This is a genomic window from Caenimonas aquaedulcis, from assembly GCF_015831345.1.
Lineage (GTDB): Bacteria > Pseudomonadota > Gammaproteobacteria > Burkholderiales > Burkholderiaceae_C > Ramlibacter > Ramlibacter aquaedulcis.
In genome coordinates this window covers 1,074,640-1,089,323 of sequence record NZ_JADWYS010000001.1, presented here as the reverse complement: position 1 = coordinate 1,089,323, position 14,684 = coordinate 1,074,640, and the positions used below count along the sequence as shown (strand labels likewise).

Sequence of the window (14,684 nt, the reverse complement as noted above, 5' to 3'; positions counted from 1 at the left end):
TAAGAACCAAAATGCATCTGGCTTCTTCTTGTCTTCTTTCTGGGTAACTTCTGCGACTTCTGCGTCCAAAAAAAAGCTACCGGGCGATCAAGAGCGCCCCGGTGTCCCACCCTCCCCAAGATCCCAATACAACCCAGTCATCACCGCCAACGCCTCGCGCAGCAACTCCGGCGGCAGGTGCTCGTTGGGCGCATGCTGCGAACACCCCGGGTAGGAGTGCGGCACCCACACCGTCTTCAAGCCCAGCACGTCCGTGAAGATGTCGTTCGGCAGCGAGCCGCCGAGGTTCGGCAGCACCGCCGGTTTCTTGTTCGTGGTCTTCTGGATCGACGCCGCCGCCCACTGCACCCACGGGTCGTCCGGGTCGATGCGCGTCGCGGCGAACATCTCGTCGCGCGTCGCGCTGATCTTCACCATCGGGAAGCCGTGACGGTCGAGGTGGCGGCGCAGCGCGGGCATGAACTGCGCCGGGTCCGGGCCGACCACGAAGCGCAGCTGGCAGCGCGCCCACGCCGTCGCGGGGATGGCGTTCACCGGCGTCTGCGGATTACCGGTCTTGTACGACAGCACTTCGAACGAGCACCAGCCGAACACGCGCTCGGCGGGGGACAGGCCCGGTTCGCCCCACCACGGCTCGATCTCCGGGCCGTCCTCGCCGCCGTCCACTTCGCAATCGGCGAGTGCGCGGCGCACGGCCGCGGGCAACTCTGTCGGCACCCACTCGGGGATGCGGATCTGGCCGGTGGGCGAAGTGATGCTCGCGATCGCGTGCGCGAGCTGGATGCCCGGGTTGGAGATGAGGCCGCCCCAGTTGCCGGAGTGGTGCGCGCCCTTGCGCGACTCGATGGTCAGGTCGAAATTGAGCGCGCCGCGGGAACCCAGGAAGATCGTGGGGCGCTCCGCGCGTAGGCGCGGCCCGTCGGAAGCGATCAGCAGGTCGGCGTCGAAGAGGGCCTTGTGTTCCTCGCACAGCTCGCGCAGGCCGGGCGAGCCGGTCTCCTCGCCCATTTCGATGAGGTACTTCGCGTTGAAGCCCAGCTTGCCGCGCGCCTTGAACACGTTGGCGAGCGACTGCATGTTCACCGTGTGCTGGCCCTTGTTGTCCGCGATGCCGCGACCGTACCAGCGGCCGTCGCGCTCGGTCAGCGTCCAGGGCGAGAGGCCCTCGCGCCACTCCGGCTCCAGCCCGCGGATCACATCGCCGTGGCCGTAGCCGAAGACGGTGGGCAACGCCGGGTTCTCGATGCGCTCGGCGAAGAGGAAGGGCGCCCGCGCCTTCGGATGGGTGAGGGTGCTGCAGGTGAAGCCCATCGCGTCGAACGCCGGCTGGATCTCCTGCTGCAGGTACGAAGCGAGGGCGCCCGCACGCTCCGGGTTCTGGCTTTCGGTGGGCACCGCGATGCGGCGCGCAAGCATGTCGCGGAAGGCGCCGGAATCGAATTGCCGCTGCGAGTCGGCGATGGCGTCGGATCGTGTCATGGTGTGCTTCCTCGCCGCGCGAACAGCTGCGCGGCCAATTCGAAAAGAAGTTCGCTCGCCAGCGCGAGCGCGGCGGCGGGCAACGCACCGGCGAGCAGCAGGTCGCTGTCGTTGATGGCCAGCCCGGTGACGATGCGTTCGCCGAAACCGCCCGCGCCGACGAAGGCCGCGATGGTCGCGGTGCCGATCGCGATCGTCGTCGCGATGCGGATGCCCGCGAGGATCGTCGGCCATGCGAGCGGCAATTCGACGAGGCGCAGGCGCTGGCCCTGCGTCATGCCCAGGGCCGACGCTGCGTCGCGCAAGCCGGGTGACACTTCCGTGAGACCGGTGACGGTGTTGCGCATGATGGGCAGCAGGGCGTAGAGCGTGAGCGCGATCACGGCAGGCACGAGCCCGATGGCGCCGACCAGCCAGATCAGGATCGCGAGCAGCGCGAGCGAGGGCACCGTCTGCAGCAGGCCCGTCGCGCCGAGCAGCACCGCGCGCGACCTTGGATGCGGGAAAGCCAGCAGCGCGAGGGGGATGGCGATCAGGGCGGCGATGCCGACCGACACCGCGACGAGCCCGAGGTGCTGCGCCGCGAGCCGCCCGAGATCGGGCCCGAACAACTTGGCCGCGAAATTGCGCGACTTCGCGTCCGCCGCCGGCTTGCTGCCCGCGAGGTGGTCGCGTGCGATCACGTCGAAGGCGGCGCCCTGCAACTCGGCGCGCGCATTCATCGCGATCATGGCGTTCTCGTCGATGCTGCCTTCGAGCTTCGTCAGCGCCGCCCATGCCTGCGGGAATTTCCCAGGCACATCGAGCCGGTACAGCACCAGCGCGTCGTAACGCGGGAAGTAGTTCGCGTCGTCCTTGAGCACCGCGAGCTTCAGGTGGCCGATCTTCGCGTCGGTGGTGTAGATGTCCATCGCGTCGATCTGCTTGTTCGCGATCGCGTCGTAGGCCAGGCCGTGGTCCAGGCCGATGGGCTTGTGCGGCAGGCCGTACTTCCCGGCAAGCCCGGGCCAGCCGTCGGCGCGCCCGATGAATTCGTTGGACAGGCCGAGCTTGAGCTCGGGGTGCTTCGCGAGGTCGCTGAGCGTGCGGATGCCCGCGCGCTGCGCGTCGTCACCGCGAACGGCGATCGCGTAACCGTCGTTGAAGCCCAGGGGGATGGCCGCGCCGAAGCCCAGCGGCGCGAGAGCGCGGTTCATCGCGTCGAGCGTCATCGGCTTGTCGCTCTTGAGGATTTCGAGCGCGATGGTGCCGGCGTACTCCGGGTAGAGATCGATGTTGCCGGAGCGCAGCGCCTCGTAGACGATGGCGGTGTTGCCGAGTCCCTGTTTGACCTCGGGGGGCTGCTGCAGATGCGGGGCGGCGGCCTGCGCCAGCACCTGCGCGAGGATGTACGACTCGGTGAAGCGCTTGGAGCCGATGCGCAGGTGGTCGGCCGCGAATGCAGGCAGAGTGCACAGGAGCAGGGCGGCCAGCCAGAAGGCGCGGTTCATCGGCGGGGATTATGAACCCCGCGCCGCGTCAGAAGAGCCGTTGCGCGAGGAAGCCCAGCGTGCGCCCGTGCGCCAGCGCGGCGCTCGGTGCGTCGTAGGACGCCCGTTCCCAGCAGTTGAAGCCGTGCTGCGCACCGGGGTAGACGAACACTTCGGCGCGGTCGCCCATCGCGGATCGCACTTTCTCCACCGCTTCCAGCGGGATGCCCGTGTCCTTCTCGCCGTAGTGGAACTGCGTGGGGCAGACGACGGACTTCGCGCGGTCGAGGTTGTCGTGGATGCCGCCGCCGTAGTAGGACACCGCGGCGTCCACGAGGCCCATCGCCGCGCTGAAATAGGCGAGCCTCCCGCCGAGGCAGTAGCCCACCGCGCCCACACCTTTGCCGGCCGCTTCGGGGCGCGCGCGCAGCGCCGCGACGGAGGTCTTGATGTCGGCTTCCATGTCCGCCGGCGTCATCTGCTTCATCATCGCGATGGCGCGCTCGCGCTGCTCGCCTTCATAGCCGAGCTGCACCTTCTGCTGCTGGCGCCAGAACAGGTCGGGCGCTAGCACGACGAAGCCGTCGAGCGCGTACTGCCGCGCCACCGCCTGGATGTGCGAATTGACGCCGAAGATTTCCTGGAAGAGCACGAGCCCGGGCCCCTTGCCCGCGGGCGGCAGGGCAAGGTAGCCCTGGAATGCGGGGGCGGCAGGGTCGAGGGAGATCCACTGGGTGGTGACGGCTTCGCTCATGGTCATTTCCTTGTGTCGATGCATTGGCGTTGAACGTTGACTCACAACGGTGATAGCGCTATCATAAACCGATGTCCGAAGTTCCTTTCGCGCGGCTGTCCCGCCGCCACCTGATGGCAGGGCTGGGAGCCGTTTTCGCGGCGGCGAGCACACCCGCCGCATGGGCGCAATCCGCCTGGCCCGACAAGCCCATCCGCCTGTATGTCGGCTACCCCGCGGGCGGCGGCACCGACTACGTCGCGCGCATGATCGCCGCGAAGCTGTCGCAGGAACTGGGCCAGCAGGTCCTCGTGATGAACATGCCCGGCGCGACGGGCGCCATCGCGCTGGAACGCGTGGCGCACTCACCCCCCGACGGCTACAGCCTGATCGTGATTTCGGCGGCAGACACGATCCTGCCCGCCCTGCGCGCCAAGCTGCCCTTCGACATGCGGCATGACCTCGCGTTGGTTGCTCCCGCGGTAACGGGCGCATTGGCGCTCGTAGTGAACCCCGCGCTGCCTGTGAAGAACGTGCGCGAACTCGTCGCGCTCGCGCAGGCCAGGCCCGGCGCGCTCAATTACGGCTCGCCCGGCGTGGGCAACTCGCAGCATCTGGCGGGCGAATTCTTCAACCGGCTCGCGAAAGTGAAGATCGTGCACGTGCCTTTCAAGGGCGGCGCCGAGGCGATCAACGCGACCGTCGCGGGCGATATCCAGGTCGCCTTCGCCAGCCTGGCACCCGCGCTGCCGCTGGTGGAAGCGGGGAAGCTGCGCATGCTGGGCGTGACAACGCGGTCGCGTTCCGCGGCCGCGCCCGGCACGCCGACGATCGCCGAGGCGGGCGTGGCCGGCTACGACCGCGCGACCTGGTTCGGCATTGCCGCGCCCGCCGGCACGCCGCGCGAGATCGTCGCGAAGCTCAACGCGGCCATCGCGCGGGGCATGCAGGGAGCGGACACACGCGAGATGCTGCTCAAGCAGGGGCTGGAGACGATGTCGCAAAGCCCGGAGCAGTTCGCGGCCTTCGTGCAGGAGGAGTTGTCGCAGAACGCGGCCATCGTCCAGGAGATGGGCATCAAGGCCGAATGACGCGCCCCAGGAGATCCCCATGGCATTGACGAAGGAGCTCGCAGGCTTCGTCGGGTCGCTGCGCTTCGGCGACGTGCCCCCCGCTGCGCTGCCCTTCATCCGCAGCGCCTTTACCGACTGCTTCGCGACGCTCGTGGCGGGCCGGGTGAGCGAGCCCGCGCGCATCCTGCGCGAGACGCTGGACCCGCCGCCGGGCGAAAGCCGGCTCTTCGTCGACCAGGGCACCGCGCGCGCGCCCGAGGCGGCGTGGCTCAACGCGACGGCGGCGCACGCGCTCGACTTCGACGATGCGGCGCAGAAGGGCCACCTGAGCGCCGTGCTCGTCCCCGCGATCCTTGCCGAGGCGGATGCCTGCGACGCCGACGGCCGCGCGATGGCCACGGCCTATGCGGCAGGCTATGAGACGTGGGCGGAACTGCTGCGGCGCGAGCCCGGCCTGTATCACAACCACAGCTGGCATCCGACGGGCGTGTTCGGGCCGCTGGCGGCCGCGGCGGCGTGCGCCTCGCTTCGCGGCCTCGATGCCCGCCACACCGCGCATGCGCTGGGCATGGCCGCGTCGCGCAGCGGCGGCGTGATCGCGAATTTCGGCAGCATGACGAAACCCCTGCACGCCGGCATCGCGGCGCATGCCGGCGTGATGGCGGCCCGGCTCGCGCAGCGCGGCTTCACCGCGTCGCCGGACGCGCTGGAAGGCTCCAAGGGGTTGATGCGGGGCATCTCGCCGGAAGGCCGCGTCGATGTCGACTCGCCGGTGTTGGCCGGGCGCGACTGGAAGCTGCCGCGCGACGGCGTCAACATCAAGAAATACCCGGTGTGTTTCGCGACGCACCGCGCGCTCGACGGCATCCTGGACATCCTCGCCGAGCAGGTCGTGCCCGCGGGCGACGTCAAGCGCATCGCCGTCACCATCAGCCGGCGCAACAAGTCGACGCTGCGTTTCGACGCGCCGCAGGACCGCCTGCAGGCGAAGTTCTCCATGCAGTTCGCGATGGCGTCGGCGATCGTCGCGCACCGCTGCGGCCTGCAGGAACTCGACGATGCGCTGGTGCAGCGCGCGGACGTGCGCGAACTGATGCGCGCCGTGGAGGTGATTCCCACCGACGAGGAAGCCGGCGATCGCGCGGGCGAGGCGCCGGTGGACGTGGTCCAGCTGCAGTTGCAGGACGGCCGCACGCTGCGCCGCGAAGTGGACTATGTGCGCGGCGGGCCGGAGCGTCCGCTGCTCCCCGGCGAGCTGTTCGCCAAGTTCGAAAGCTGTCTGCAGGCCGGCGGCCTGGCCGCCGATGCGCGGCCCTTGTTCAATGCGCTCATGGCGGTCGATGAACTGCCGGGCACGCGCGCGCTTTATGCGCTCGCCGAAAGTCGGGAAATCCATCCATGAGTGAATCTGCATTGCGCGGTGTGCGTGTCCTGGACCTGGGTCCCGGCATCGCGGCACCGATGGCCGCGCGCCTGCTGGGCGACTTCGGCGCCGAGGTCGTGAAGGTGGAGCCGCTCGCCGGGGATCCGGCGCGGGCGCTGCACCCGCTGCTGCACGAAGGGCCCGCAGCGGAGCGCAGCCTGCTCTTCGCCTACCTCAACTGGAACAAGCGCGGTGTCGCGCTGGACCTCGGCACGCCGCAGGCGCTCGCGGAGCTCGAAGCGCTGGTGAAGGCGAGCGACATCGTGATCGAAGGCTTCAAGCCGGGCACGCTCGCCGCGTGGGGCTTGTCCCCGCAGCGGATGCTGGAGATCAACCCGCGCGTCGTCGTGACCTCGGTGACGGATTTCGGGCAGGAGGGGCCGTACGCGCACTTCACCGGCAGCGACCTCGTGCACCAGGCGATGAGCGGGATCATGCAGATCAGCGGCGACGTGGACCGCGCGCCGCTCAAGCATGGCCTGAACCAGGTCGCTTTCTGCGCAGGACTGAACGCCGCGTATGCGGCGCTCGCCGCTTTCACCGCGGCGGAGCGCGACGGCATCGGCGACCACGTGGACCTGTCGATCCAGGAATGCCTGGTCTCCGAGCTCGTGACCTGCGAGACCTACTACACCTTCATGGGCGCGATCCAGGGGCGGCGCATGGCCGTGCAGGACCCGTACTCGGGCGCGCCGGTCGAGACGAAGAAAGGCTACCTCTCCTTCCAGGCCAGCCTCACGGTGCCCAACGAAACTTTCGCGGACCTCTTTCGCAACGATGCGTTCCGGGACCCGAAGTTCGCGAGCAACAAGGAGCGGTCCAAGCACGTCGCCGAAGTGCGCGACCTCGTCGCGCAGTGCGTGAAGGACCGCGAGGCGAAGGAACTCTTCGTCGACGGGTCGCAGCGGCGCCTCCTGATGGGGGTCGTGCAGACGGCGCCGGACCTGCTCGCGTGCGAGCAACTCGCCCAGCGGGGCTTCTGGGTGGAGGTCGAGCATCCGGCCGGGGGGCGCTTTCGTTATCCCGGCGAGCTCGTGAAGATGTCGCTCACGCCGACAGCCGTGCGCCGCCGCGCGCCGATGCTGGGCGAGCACACGGCCGAAGTGATCGGGCAGGTGCGGTCGCTCCCTGCGCCGTCCAGGCTGCCTGCGTCTGCCAAAGCGCGCCTACCGCTCGAGGGCCTGCGCGTGCTGGACATGGCCACCGTGATCGCGATGCCCTACATGGCGTCCCTCCTCAGCGACCTGGGCGCGGAGGTGATCAAGATCGAGTCGCCGCTCAAGCTCGACCCGACGCGCAAGGGCGTGCTCACCACCTACCTGGAAAACGACACGCGCGAGGATGCGATCAACCGCTCCGGCATGTTCAACGTGGTGAACCGCGGCAAGCAGTCGATGGCGCTCGACATGGCGCAGGCGGAGGGCAAGCAGGTGTTCCGCGAGCTCGTCGCGAAGAGCGACGTGGTGGTCAACAACTTCACGCCGCGCGTGCTCGCGGGCTGGGGCCTGGGCGACGAGGCGCTGCGCGAGATCAACCCGAAGCTCATCACGCTCGCGAACACGGGCTACGGCGGCACCGGGCCGTGGAAGAACTTCCCGAGCCAGGGCACCACGCTGGAGGTGACCATGGGGATCGCCGCGTATTCCGGCTATCGCGGCGACAAACCATGGAAGGTGGGGCAGTCGTATCCCGATTTCCTCGCGTGCTGGGCCGGCCTTGCCGCCTTGTTCTGTGCGCTGCGCCACGTGCGCATGACGGGGCAGGGCCAGTCGATCGACCTGGGCATGTACCAGGTGGGCGCGGCCCTGATCCCGGAGGCCTTGCTGCAGTACCAGGTCGACGGCACCGAGCCGCAGCGGATCGGCAACGAGCATGAATTGCACGTGCCGAGCAACGCCTACCCGGGCGCGGGCGACGATCGCTGGGTGGCGCTCACGGTGGAGACGGATGCGCAGTGGCAATCGCTGGCGTCCATGATGGCGGCGGACGGCGTGGCCGTCGATGCGTCCTGGACGCGGGCGGACGCCAGGCGAAACGCGCGCGAGCGCATCGACGCGGCGGTGGCGCAATGGGTGCGCCCCCAGGACGCGCGGGCACTGATGCATCGCCTGCAAGCCGCGGGCATCGCCTGCGGCCCGGTCTTCAACAACCGTGACATCCTGCTCGATGAACACCTGCTCGCGCGTGGTTTCCACGAGAGGGTGAACCTGCCGCTGCCCATGGGCGTGCGCCCGATCATGAGCCGCCCGTGGAAGCTCGCGAGCCGCGACGTGCACATCCGCAAGCCGGCGCCGCGCTACGGCGAGGACGGACGCGCGATCCTGCGCGACGTGCTGGGAATGGACGAGGCGCGCATCGCCGCGTTGTTCGACGCGCGTGTGGTGTGCAGCGAGCCGACCGTCAACAAGCCTTTCGATGCGATGGGCCTGGCGGAACTGCAGCGCGTGAAGGCGATCCACGAGGTCGACCCGGACTACAAACGCAAGCTCGGCATCACGTAGACATCACCGACTTCTGATGTGCATGCGGACTGTGCATGCCGACCCTTATGCTGGGCATTGGCCGCTTTGGACGGCGCTCGATAGAGTAGCTCTTTTTAACCAACATAGAGGTAAAAATGAGCAATGCCCGCTGGAAGTCGTACGCCGCCATCGGCATGTTCCTGTGCAGTTCCCTGGCCGTGGCGGCAGAGCCCGTGCTCGCGCGCATCGCGGCGGGCGGCAAGCTGGTGATCGCGCACCGCGAATCTTCAATTCCCTTTTCTTACGTGGATGCGGACAAGCGCCCCGTGGGTTATGCGATGGACCTGTGCCTGAACCTGGCCGAAGTGATCCGCAAGAAGACGGGCGCCAAGAAGATGGAGGTCGAGTTCCTGATGGTGACGTCTTCCACCCGCATCGCCGCGATCGCCGAGGGCAGGGCGGACCTGGAATGCGGCGCCACCACCAACAACGCCGAGCGGCGCGAGAAGGTCGCCTTCACCATCCCCCACTTCATCACCGGCGCCCGCCTGCTGGTGCGTGCGGACAGCCCCGCCACCCGCATCGAGGATTTCGAAGGCAAGAAGATCGTCTCGACCAAGGGCACCACGCCGCTCAAGGCCGTGGTCCAGGCCAACAAGGAGCGGCTGATGAACATCACCATCCTCGAATCGGCGGACCATGCGCAGGGTGTCGAGATGGTGGAAAAGGGCGCGGCCGGCGCCTTCGTGATGGACGACGTGCTGCTCTACGGCCTGGCTTCCAACCGCCCGGACCCTGCCGCCTTGAAGATCGTGGGCAAGTACCTCACCACGGAGGCCCTGGCGATCATGCTGCCCAAGAACGACCCGGAGTTCAAGAAGCTGGTCGATGACGAAATGCGCCGGCTCATCCTGAGCAGGGAGATCTACCCGATCTACGACAAGTGGTTCATGAAGCCCATCCCGCCGCACGACAAGGCACTCAACCTGCCCGTGAATTCCCTGCTCAAGGACTTCTGGAAATTTCCCACCGACTTCGTCCCTTTCTGAAGCGGTGATGGGCGCGGGGGGTCGGCCACGCCCCCGCGAATGCCGCCGTCCGGGGGCATGTGGTTAGCATCGGGGACAGGGGATGAACACGGGCCGCATTGACGGCGTTTCTCCCGCTGCTATACTTCCTCGGTTAGCGCTAACATAAAGGACGGCGAACATGCCCAACCTCAACATCACGGTGGAGGACAAGGTGTGCGTGGTGGAGTTCAACCGCCCGCATGCGATGAACTCCATCGACCCGGAGATGCGCCAGGAGCTGTACGCCTTCTACGACCGCATGAAGAAGGACGACGGCATCCACGTCATCATCTTCACCGGGGCCGGCGACAAGGCTTTCTGCACGGGCGCCGACCTCAAGAAGACCATGCCCGACCCGAACGACAGCTACGCGCAGCAGCTGCTCGGCCGCGGCGACACGGGCAGCGCCTTCCAGGGCCTCGAGACCGACAAGCCCATCATCGCGGCCGTCAACGGCTACGCCTTGGCCGGCGGCACCGAGCTCATCACCGCGTGCGACATCTGCATCGCCTCCGAGAACGCGAAGTTCGGGCTGACCGAAGTCAAGCGCGGCAGCATTCCCTGGGGCGGCAGCATCCAGCGCCTGCCGCGGTCGATTTCGAAGAGCGACGCGATGATGCTCCTGCTCACCGGCGACATGATCGACGCGCATGAGGCGCTGCGCATGGGCCTGTGCAGCAAGGTCGTCCCCGCGGCCGAGCTGATGCCCACGGCCATCGCGCTGGGCAAGCGCATCGCGCAAAACGCGCCGCTCGCAGTGCGCGCGGTCAAGCAACTCGTCACGCGCGGGCAGGACATGCCGCTCACGCACGCGTTGCAGGTGGACAAGTACATGTACGGCATCCTGAAGGACACCGAGGACCGCGTGGAGGGCCGCAAGGCCTTCGCGGAAAAGCGCGACCCGGTGTGGAAGATGAAATGACTTCGACTGGAAAGGCCGCACCCGCGGCGCTGGAGGGCCTGCGCGTTCTCGATCTCTCGGGCCCGATGGGCAACTACACGGGCAAGCTCTTCGCGGACATGGGCGCGGATGTCGTGCTGGTGGAGCCACCCGGCGGCACGCAGCTGCGGCGCGAACCGCCCTTCATCGGCGACGTCGCCGGCGTGGAGCGCAGCTTGAACTTCGCCTACCAGAACACGAGCAAGCGCGGCATCTGCCTGGACCTCGACACGGCGAGCGGGCAGCAGTTGTTCCGCGACCTGGCGGCGACCGCCGACCTCGTGATCGAGACCTTTGCGCCGGGATGGATGGACGCGCGCGGCATCGGCTACGAGACGCTCGCCAGGCGCAGGACGTCGATCTGCATGGCAAGCATCACGCCCTTCGGCCAGACCGGCCCCTACGCGCAAATGCAGGCGACCGACCTCGTCGGCCTCGCGATGGGCGGGCTGCTGCACATGGGCGGCTACCGCGACGCGGCGCCCACGCAGGCGCACGGCGACCAGGCGTTCAAGTGCGCTGCGATGTATGGCGGTGTCGCCGCGATGCTGGCCGTCACCGACGCCGAGCTGACAGGGCAGGGCCAACACGTGGACATCTCCATGCAGGAGAGCGTGACGCTCGCGCTGGAGAATGCGGCGCAGACCTACGATCTCGAAGGCGTGATCCGCCAGCGTCCGCTGGGCGACCAGCGCTTCGCGGGCTACGGTCTCTTCGAATGCAAGGACGGCTACATCTTCCTCGGCTCGCGCGGCATCGGCAACAGCCCGGCGTGGTCGCGCAGCATGCAGTGGTTCAAGGACGAGGGCATGGTGGGCGCCGAGCGCCTGCTGGGCCCCGAATGGTCCGACCTCGAGTACCTGAAGGGCGACGAAGCACGCGACGTGTTCGCGGAGCTTTTCATGAACTGGTCGCGGCAGCACACCAAGGCATGGCTGTACAGCGAAGGGCAGAAGCGCGGCATCCCGCTCGCGCCGGTGAGCACGCCGGCCGACCTCCTGGAGAACCCGCAGCTGCAGGCGCGCGGCCATTTCGTGCCGTTCACGCATCCGCTGCTCGAGCAGGCGGCCTCGATGCCCGGCGCGCCCTATGTGATGTCCGGCACGCCGTGGCAGGTGCGCCGCCCGGCGCCCGCGCTCGGGGAGCACACGGTGGAAGTCTTGAACGAGATCGGCGTGGCCCGCGACGAAGTGTCCCGCCTCGTCTCCATGGGAGTCGCGGCATGAACGCGCCACGGAAACTCCCGCTTGCCGGGCTGCTCGTCGCCGACTTCTGCTGGATCGGCGCGGGCAGCTACACGACCAAGATCTTCGGCGACATGGGCGCCGACGTGATCAAGATCGAGACGTCCACGCGCCTCGATTCGCTGCGCCTCGCGGGTCCCTACAAGGACGGCAAGCCGGGCGTGAATCGCAGCGGCTACTTCGCCGACCGCAATTCCAGCAAGCGCGGCATCACGATCGACATGAAGCACCCGAAGGCGCTGGGAGTGATCAGGAAGCTCATCGCGAAGAGCGACATCGTCGCGAACAACTTCGCGGCGGGCGTGATGGAGAAGTTCGGACTCGGCCCCGAGGACTGCGCGAAGATGAAGCCGGACATCATCTATCTCGCGATGTCGATGCAGGGCTCCAAGGGCCCGCAGCGCGACTTCCGCGGCACGGGCAGCAGCATCGCCGCGCTGACGGGCATCCAGTACCTGAGCGGTTTGCCGGATCGCATCCCCGCGGGCACCGGCACGAACTACCCCGACCACCTGCCCAATCCCTGCCACGCCGCGTTCGCGCTGCTGGCGGCGCTGCGGCATCGCCGGCGCACCGGGCAAGGCCAGTTCATCGACTTCGCGCAGACGGAGCCGATGCTGTCGCTGATGGGCCCGACCTTCCTCGACCTCACCGTCAACGGGCGCCTGCAGGACAGGCGCGGCAGCGACCACCCGTGGGCGGCGCCGCACGGCGTGTATCCGGCTGCCGGCAAGGACCGCTGGATCGCGATCACGGTGATGGACGACGCGCAATGGTCGGCCCTCGTGGATGCCATGGGCAGTCCCGCGTGGGCACTGGAAGCGCGCTGGCAGACCATGCCGCAGCGTTATCGCGATCGTGAGGAACTCAATCGGCTGCTGGGCGAGTGGACCGCGAAGCAGGATGCGCAGGAGCTGATGCAGAAGTTGCAGGCCAAGGGTGTGCCTGCGGGCGCCGTGCAGGACGCGCACGACGTCACACGCGTGGACCCGCAGCTCGCACATCGCGGCCACTGGGTGCGCCTGCCGCACGCCGAGATGGGCGAGTCGCTCTACAACAACCTGCCGTTCCGCTTCTCGCGCACGCCGGTGCAGCCCACGCGGCCCGCGCCGCTGCTGGGCGAGCACACGCGCGAGATCCTGCGCGACATGCTGGGGCTGGGCGATGCGGAGATCGACGCGCTCGAAGCGGAGCAGGTCCTCAAATGACCACCTCGCTGCGTGACCATTGCGCGATCGTCGGCGTCGGGGCCAGCCCGCAGGGCAAGGTGCCCGGCTCGACCGCCGTGTCGCTCGCGGTCGAAGCATTCAAGCGCGCGCTCGACGACAGCGGCCTGCGCAAGGACCAGATCGACGGGCTCCTGTCGCTGGGCGGGCAGACCTCCCCGGAAGGACCGCTCAACTACCTGCGCCTGGGCGAGACGATGGGCATCGACCCGCGCTTCACCGGTTCGATGTACATGGGCGGCGCGACCGCCGGCGCGCTGATCCAGCAGGCGGTGATGGCGATCAATGCGGGCCTGGCCACGCACGTCGCCTGCCTGTTCGGCGATGCGGCGGCCACGGGCGGCGGCAAGTTCGACCGCGCGCAGGGCTGGGGCGATTCGTCGGCGATCTGGGGCTACCTCTCCGCGGCCGCGAACAGCGCGATCACCGCATCGCGCCACATGGCGCTGTACGGCACGACGAGCCGCCAGCTCGCGGAGATCGCGGTCGCGTGCCGCTACCACGCCTCGCTCAATCCCGAGGCGCAGATGCGCAAGCCGATCACGGTGGAAGACCACCAGGCGTCCCGCTGGATCGTGGAGCCGCTGCACCTGCTCGACTGCTGCCTCGTCTCCGACGGCGGCGTGTGCGTCATCGTATCCAGTGCAGAACATGCGAAGGACCTGAAGCAGCCGCGCGTGCTGCTGTCGGGCATGGGCCAGGCCTACACCACGCAGAACCTGGGCACCGAAGACTGGTGGTACGCGCCGCACCAGAAGCGCGCGGTGCAGGATGCGTATGCGATGGCGGGTGTCGGGCCGAAAGACATCGATGTCGCGCAGCTCTACGACAACTTCACGCCCAGCGTGCTGCTGTGGCTGGAGCATGGCGGCTTCTGCGGCGTCGGCGAGGCGGGCGCCTTCGTCGAGAACGGCCGCATCCGCCTGGGCGGCGAGCTTCCCGTCAACACGGCGGGCGGCAACCTGTCGGAATCGTTCATGGAAGGCTGGCTGCACATCGTCGAAGGCGTGAAGCAGATGCGCGGCCAGTGCGGACCGCGCCAGGTGGCCGGCGCCGAGGTGACGCTCGTCACCGGGCGCGGCATGGCGCTCAACTGCGCGAATGCGCTCGTGCTGAGGAGGGGATGATGGAAGGCATGGTCGACGCGGTCACGGGCTACCCGAAGCCGCTGCCCACCCTGAACGACGAGAACACGCCGTTCTGGCAAGCCTGCCGTGAGGGCGTGCTCAAGCTGCAGAAGTGCACGCCCTGCGGGCACGTGCGCTACCCCATCAACCGCTTCTGCCCGCGCTGCCTGTCCGACGAAGCCGAGTGGACGGCGATGTCCGGGCGCGGCACCGTGTTCTCCTACATCGTATTCCACCAGGCCTACCACCCGGGCTTCAAGGCGGACCTTCCGTACAACGTCGCGATGGTCCAGCTCGAGGAGGGACCGCGCCTGTTCAGCAACATCGTGGGCGTTGCGAACGACCAGGTCCGCGTCGGCGATGCTGTCGAAGTGAGCTTCGACGCCGTCACGCCCGAGATCACCATTCCGCGCTTCAAGCCGCGCAAGGAGTCCTGAG

General features: G+C 68.2%; 12 protein-coding genes. 9 read left to right on the top strand and 3 right to left on the bottom strand.

All coding sequences use genetic code 11. From position 1 onward, the window contains the following. Positions 1-87 precede the first annotated feature (87 nt). The 3 genes from I5803_RS05180 to I5803_RS05170 are packed head-to-tail and all read right to left on the bottom strand — an operon-like array spanning position 88 to position 3,702. On the bottom strand, positions 88-1,479 hold the full coding sequence (locus tag I5803_RS05180; protein ID WP_196985327.1) for a M20 family metallopeptidase: 1,392 nt from the start codon (positions 1,477-1,479) through the stop codon (positions 88-90). Further along, entirely contained in the window at positions 1,476-2,969 is a 1,494-nt protein-coding gene (locus I5803_RS05175; RefSeq protein WP_196985326.1) for a glycine betaine ABC transporter substrate-binding protein, read from the bottom strand. Before I5803_RS05175 ends, I5803_RS05180 begins: the two co-directional genes overlap by 4 nt. 28 nt (positions 2,970-2,997) lie before the next feature. Further along, the gene (locus tag I5803_RS05170) at positions 2,998-3,702 is read right to left on the bottom strand and encodes a dienelactone hydrolase family protein (protein WP_196985325.1); all 705 of its coding nucleotides are present in this window, start codon (positions 3,700-3,702) and stop codon (positions 2,998-3,000) included. Positions 3,703-3,773: 71 nt separating this feature from the next. Between I5803_RS05170 and I5803_RS05165 the strand changes: the two genes are divergently transcribed. From I5803_RS05165 to I5803_RS05125, 9 genes are all read left to right on the top strand, one after another. Beyond that, on the top strand, positions 3,774-4,772 hold the full coding sequence (locus tag I5803_RS05165; RefSeq protein ID WP_196985324.1) for a tripartite tricarboxylate transporter substrate binding protein: 999 nt from the start codon (positions 3,774-3,776) through the stop codon (positions 4,770-4,772). 19 nt (positions 4,773-4,791) lie between these two features. Next, positions 4,792-6,156 (top strand): MmgE/PrpD family protein, encoded by a 1,365-nt coding sequence (locus tag I5803_RS05160; protein ID WP_196985323.1) that lies wholly within the window; start codon positions 4,792-4,794, stop codon positions 6,154-6,156. Further along, positions 6,153-8,678 (top strand): CaiB/BaiF CoA transferase family protein, encoded by a 2,526-nt coding sequence (locus I5803_RS05155; RefSeq protein WP_196985322.1) that lies wholly within the window; start codon positions 6,153-6,155, stop codon positions 8,676-8,678. The genes I5803_RS05160 and I5803_RS05155 overlap by 4 nt, the downstream gene beginning before the upstream one ends. A gap of 155 nt (positions 8,679-8,833) precedes the next feature. After that, on the top strand, positions 8,834-9,688 hold the full coding sequence (locus I5803_RS05150; RefSeq protein WP_231402572.1) for an amino acid ABC transporter substrate-binding protein: 855 nt from the start codon (positions 8,834-8,836) through the stop codon (positions 9,686-9,688). Positions 9,689-9,848: 160 nt separating this feature from the next. Further along, positions 9,849-10,631 carry an enoyl-CoA hydratase/isomerase family protein gene (locus I5803_RS05145; protein ID WP_196985320.1) on the top strand — a complete coding sequence of 261 codons (783 nt, stop codon included), beginning with the start codon at positions 9,849-9,851 and terminating at the stop codon, positions 10,629-10,631. Continuing rightward, complete coding sequence (locus tag I5803_RS05140; protein ID WP_196985319.1) at positions 10,628-11,875, top strand: CaiB/BaiF CoA transferase family protein; 1,248 nt, start codon at positions 10,628-10,630, stop codon at positions 11,873-11,875. The genes I5803_RS05145 and I5803_RS05140 overlap by 4 nt, the downstream gene beginning before the upstream one ends. Beyond that, positions 11,872-13,101: a CaiB/BaiF CoA transferase family protein gene (locus tag I5803_RS05135; RefSeq protein WP_196985318.1), complete on the top strand. Its 1,230-nt coding sequence runs from the start codon at positions 11,872-11,874 to the stop codon at positions 13,099-13,101. Before I5803_RS05140 ends, I5803_RS05135 begins: the two co-directional genes overlap by 4 nt. Further along, positions 13,098-14,246 (top strand): thiolase family protein, encoded by a 1,149-nt coding sequence (locus I5803_RS05130; protein ID WP_196985317.1) that lies wholly within the window; start codon positions 13,098-13,100, stop codon positions 14,244-14,246. The genes I5803_RS05135 and I5803_RS05130 overlap by 4 nt, the downstream gene beginning before the upstream one ends. Further along, on the top strand, positions 14,246-14,683 hold the full coding sequence (locus I5803_RS05125) for a Zn-ribbon domain-containing OB-fold protein (RefSeq protein ID WP_231402338.1): 438 nt from the start codon (positions 14,246-14,248) through the stop codon (positions 14,681-14,683). Before I5803_RS05130 ends, I5803_RS05125 begins: the two co-directional genes overlap by 1 nt. Position 14,684 lies beyond the last annotated feature (1 nt).

What these genes read in the sequence shown, in the direction of transcription:
- I5803_RS05160 (WP_196985323.1), top strand. Translation starts at nt 4,792, where the DNA reads ATGGCATTGACGAAGGAGCTCGCAGGCTTCGTCGGGTCGCTGCGCTTC.
- I5803_RS05180 (WP_196985327.1), bottom strand. Translation starts at nt 1,479, where the DNA reads ATGACACGATCCGACGCCATCGCCGACTCGCAGCGGCAATTCGATTCC.
- I5803_RS05165 (WP_196985324.1), top strand. Translation starts at nt 3,774, where the DNA reads ATGTCCGAAGTTCCTTTCGCGCGGCTGTCCCGCCGCCACCTGATGGCA.
- I5803_RS05130 (WP_196985317.1), top strand. Translation starts at nt 13,098, where the DNA reads ATGACCACCTCGCTGCGTGACCATTGCGCGATCGTCGGCGTCGGGGCC.
- I5803_RS05150 (WP_231402572.1), top strand. Translation starts at nt 8,834, where the DNA reads ATGTTCCTGTGCAGTTCCCTGGCCGTGGCGGCAGAGCCCGTGCTCGCG.
- I5803_RS05175 (WP_196985326.1), bottom strand. Translation starts at nt 2,969, where the DNA reads ATGAACCGCGCCTTCTGGCTGGCCGCCCTGCTCCTGTGCACTCTGCCT.
- I5803_RS05125 (WP_231402338.1), top strand. Translation starts at nt 14,246, where the DNA reads ATGGAAGGCATGGTCGACGCGGTCACGGGCTACCCGAAGCCGCTGCCC.
- I5803_RS05145 (WP_196985320.1), top strand. Translation starts at nt 9,849, where the DNA reads ATGCCCAACCTCAACATCACGGTGGAGGACAAGGTGTGCGTGGTGGAG.
- I5803_RS05170 (WP_196985325.1), bottom strand. Translation starts at nt 3,702, where the DNA reads ATGAGCGAAGCCGTCACCACCCAGTGGATCTCCCTCGACCCTGCCGCC.
- I5803_RS05135 (WP_196985318.1), top strand. Translation starts at nt 11,872, where the DNA reads ATGAACGCGCCACGGAAACTCCCGCTTGCCGGGCTGCTCGTCGCCGAC.
- I5803_RS05140 (WP_196985319.1), top strand. Translation starts at nt 10,628, where the DNA reads ATGACTTCGACTGGAAAGGCCGCACCCGCGGCGCTGGAGGGCCTGCGC.
- I5803_RS05155 (WP_196985322.1), top strand. Translation starts at nt 6,153, where the DNA reads ATGAGTGAATCTGCATTGCGCGGTGTGCGTGTCCTGGACCTGGGTCCC.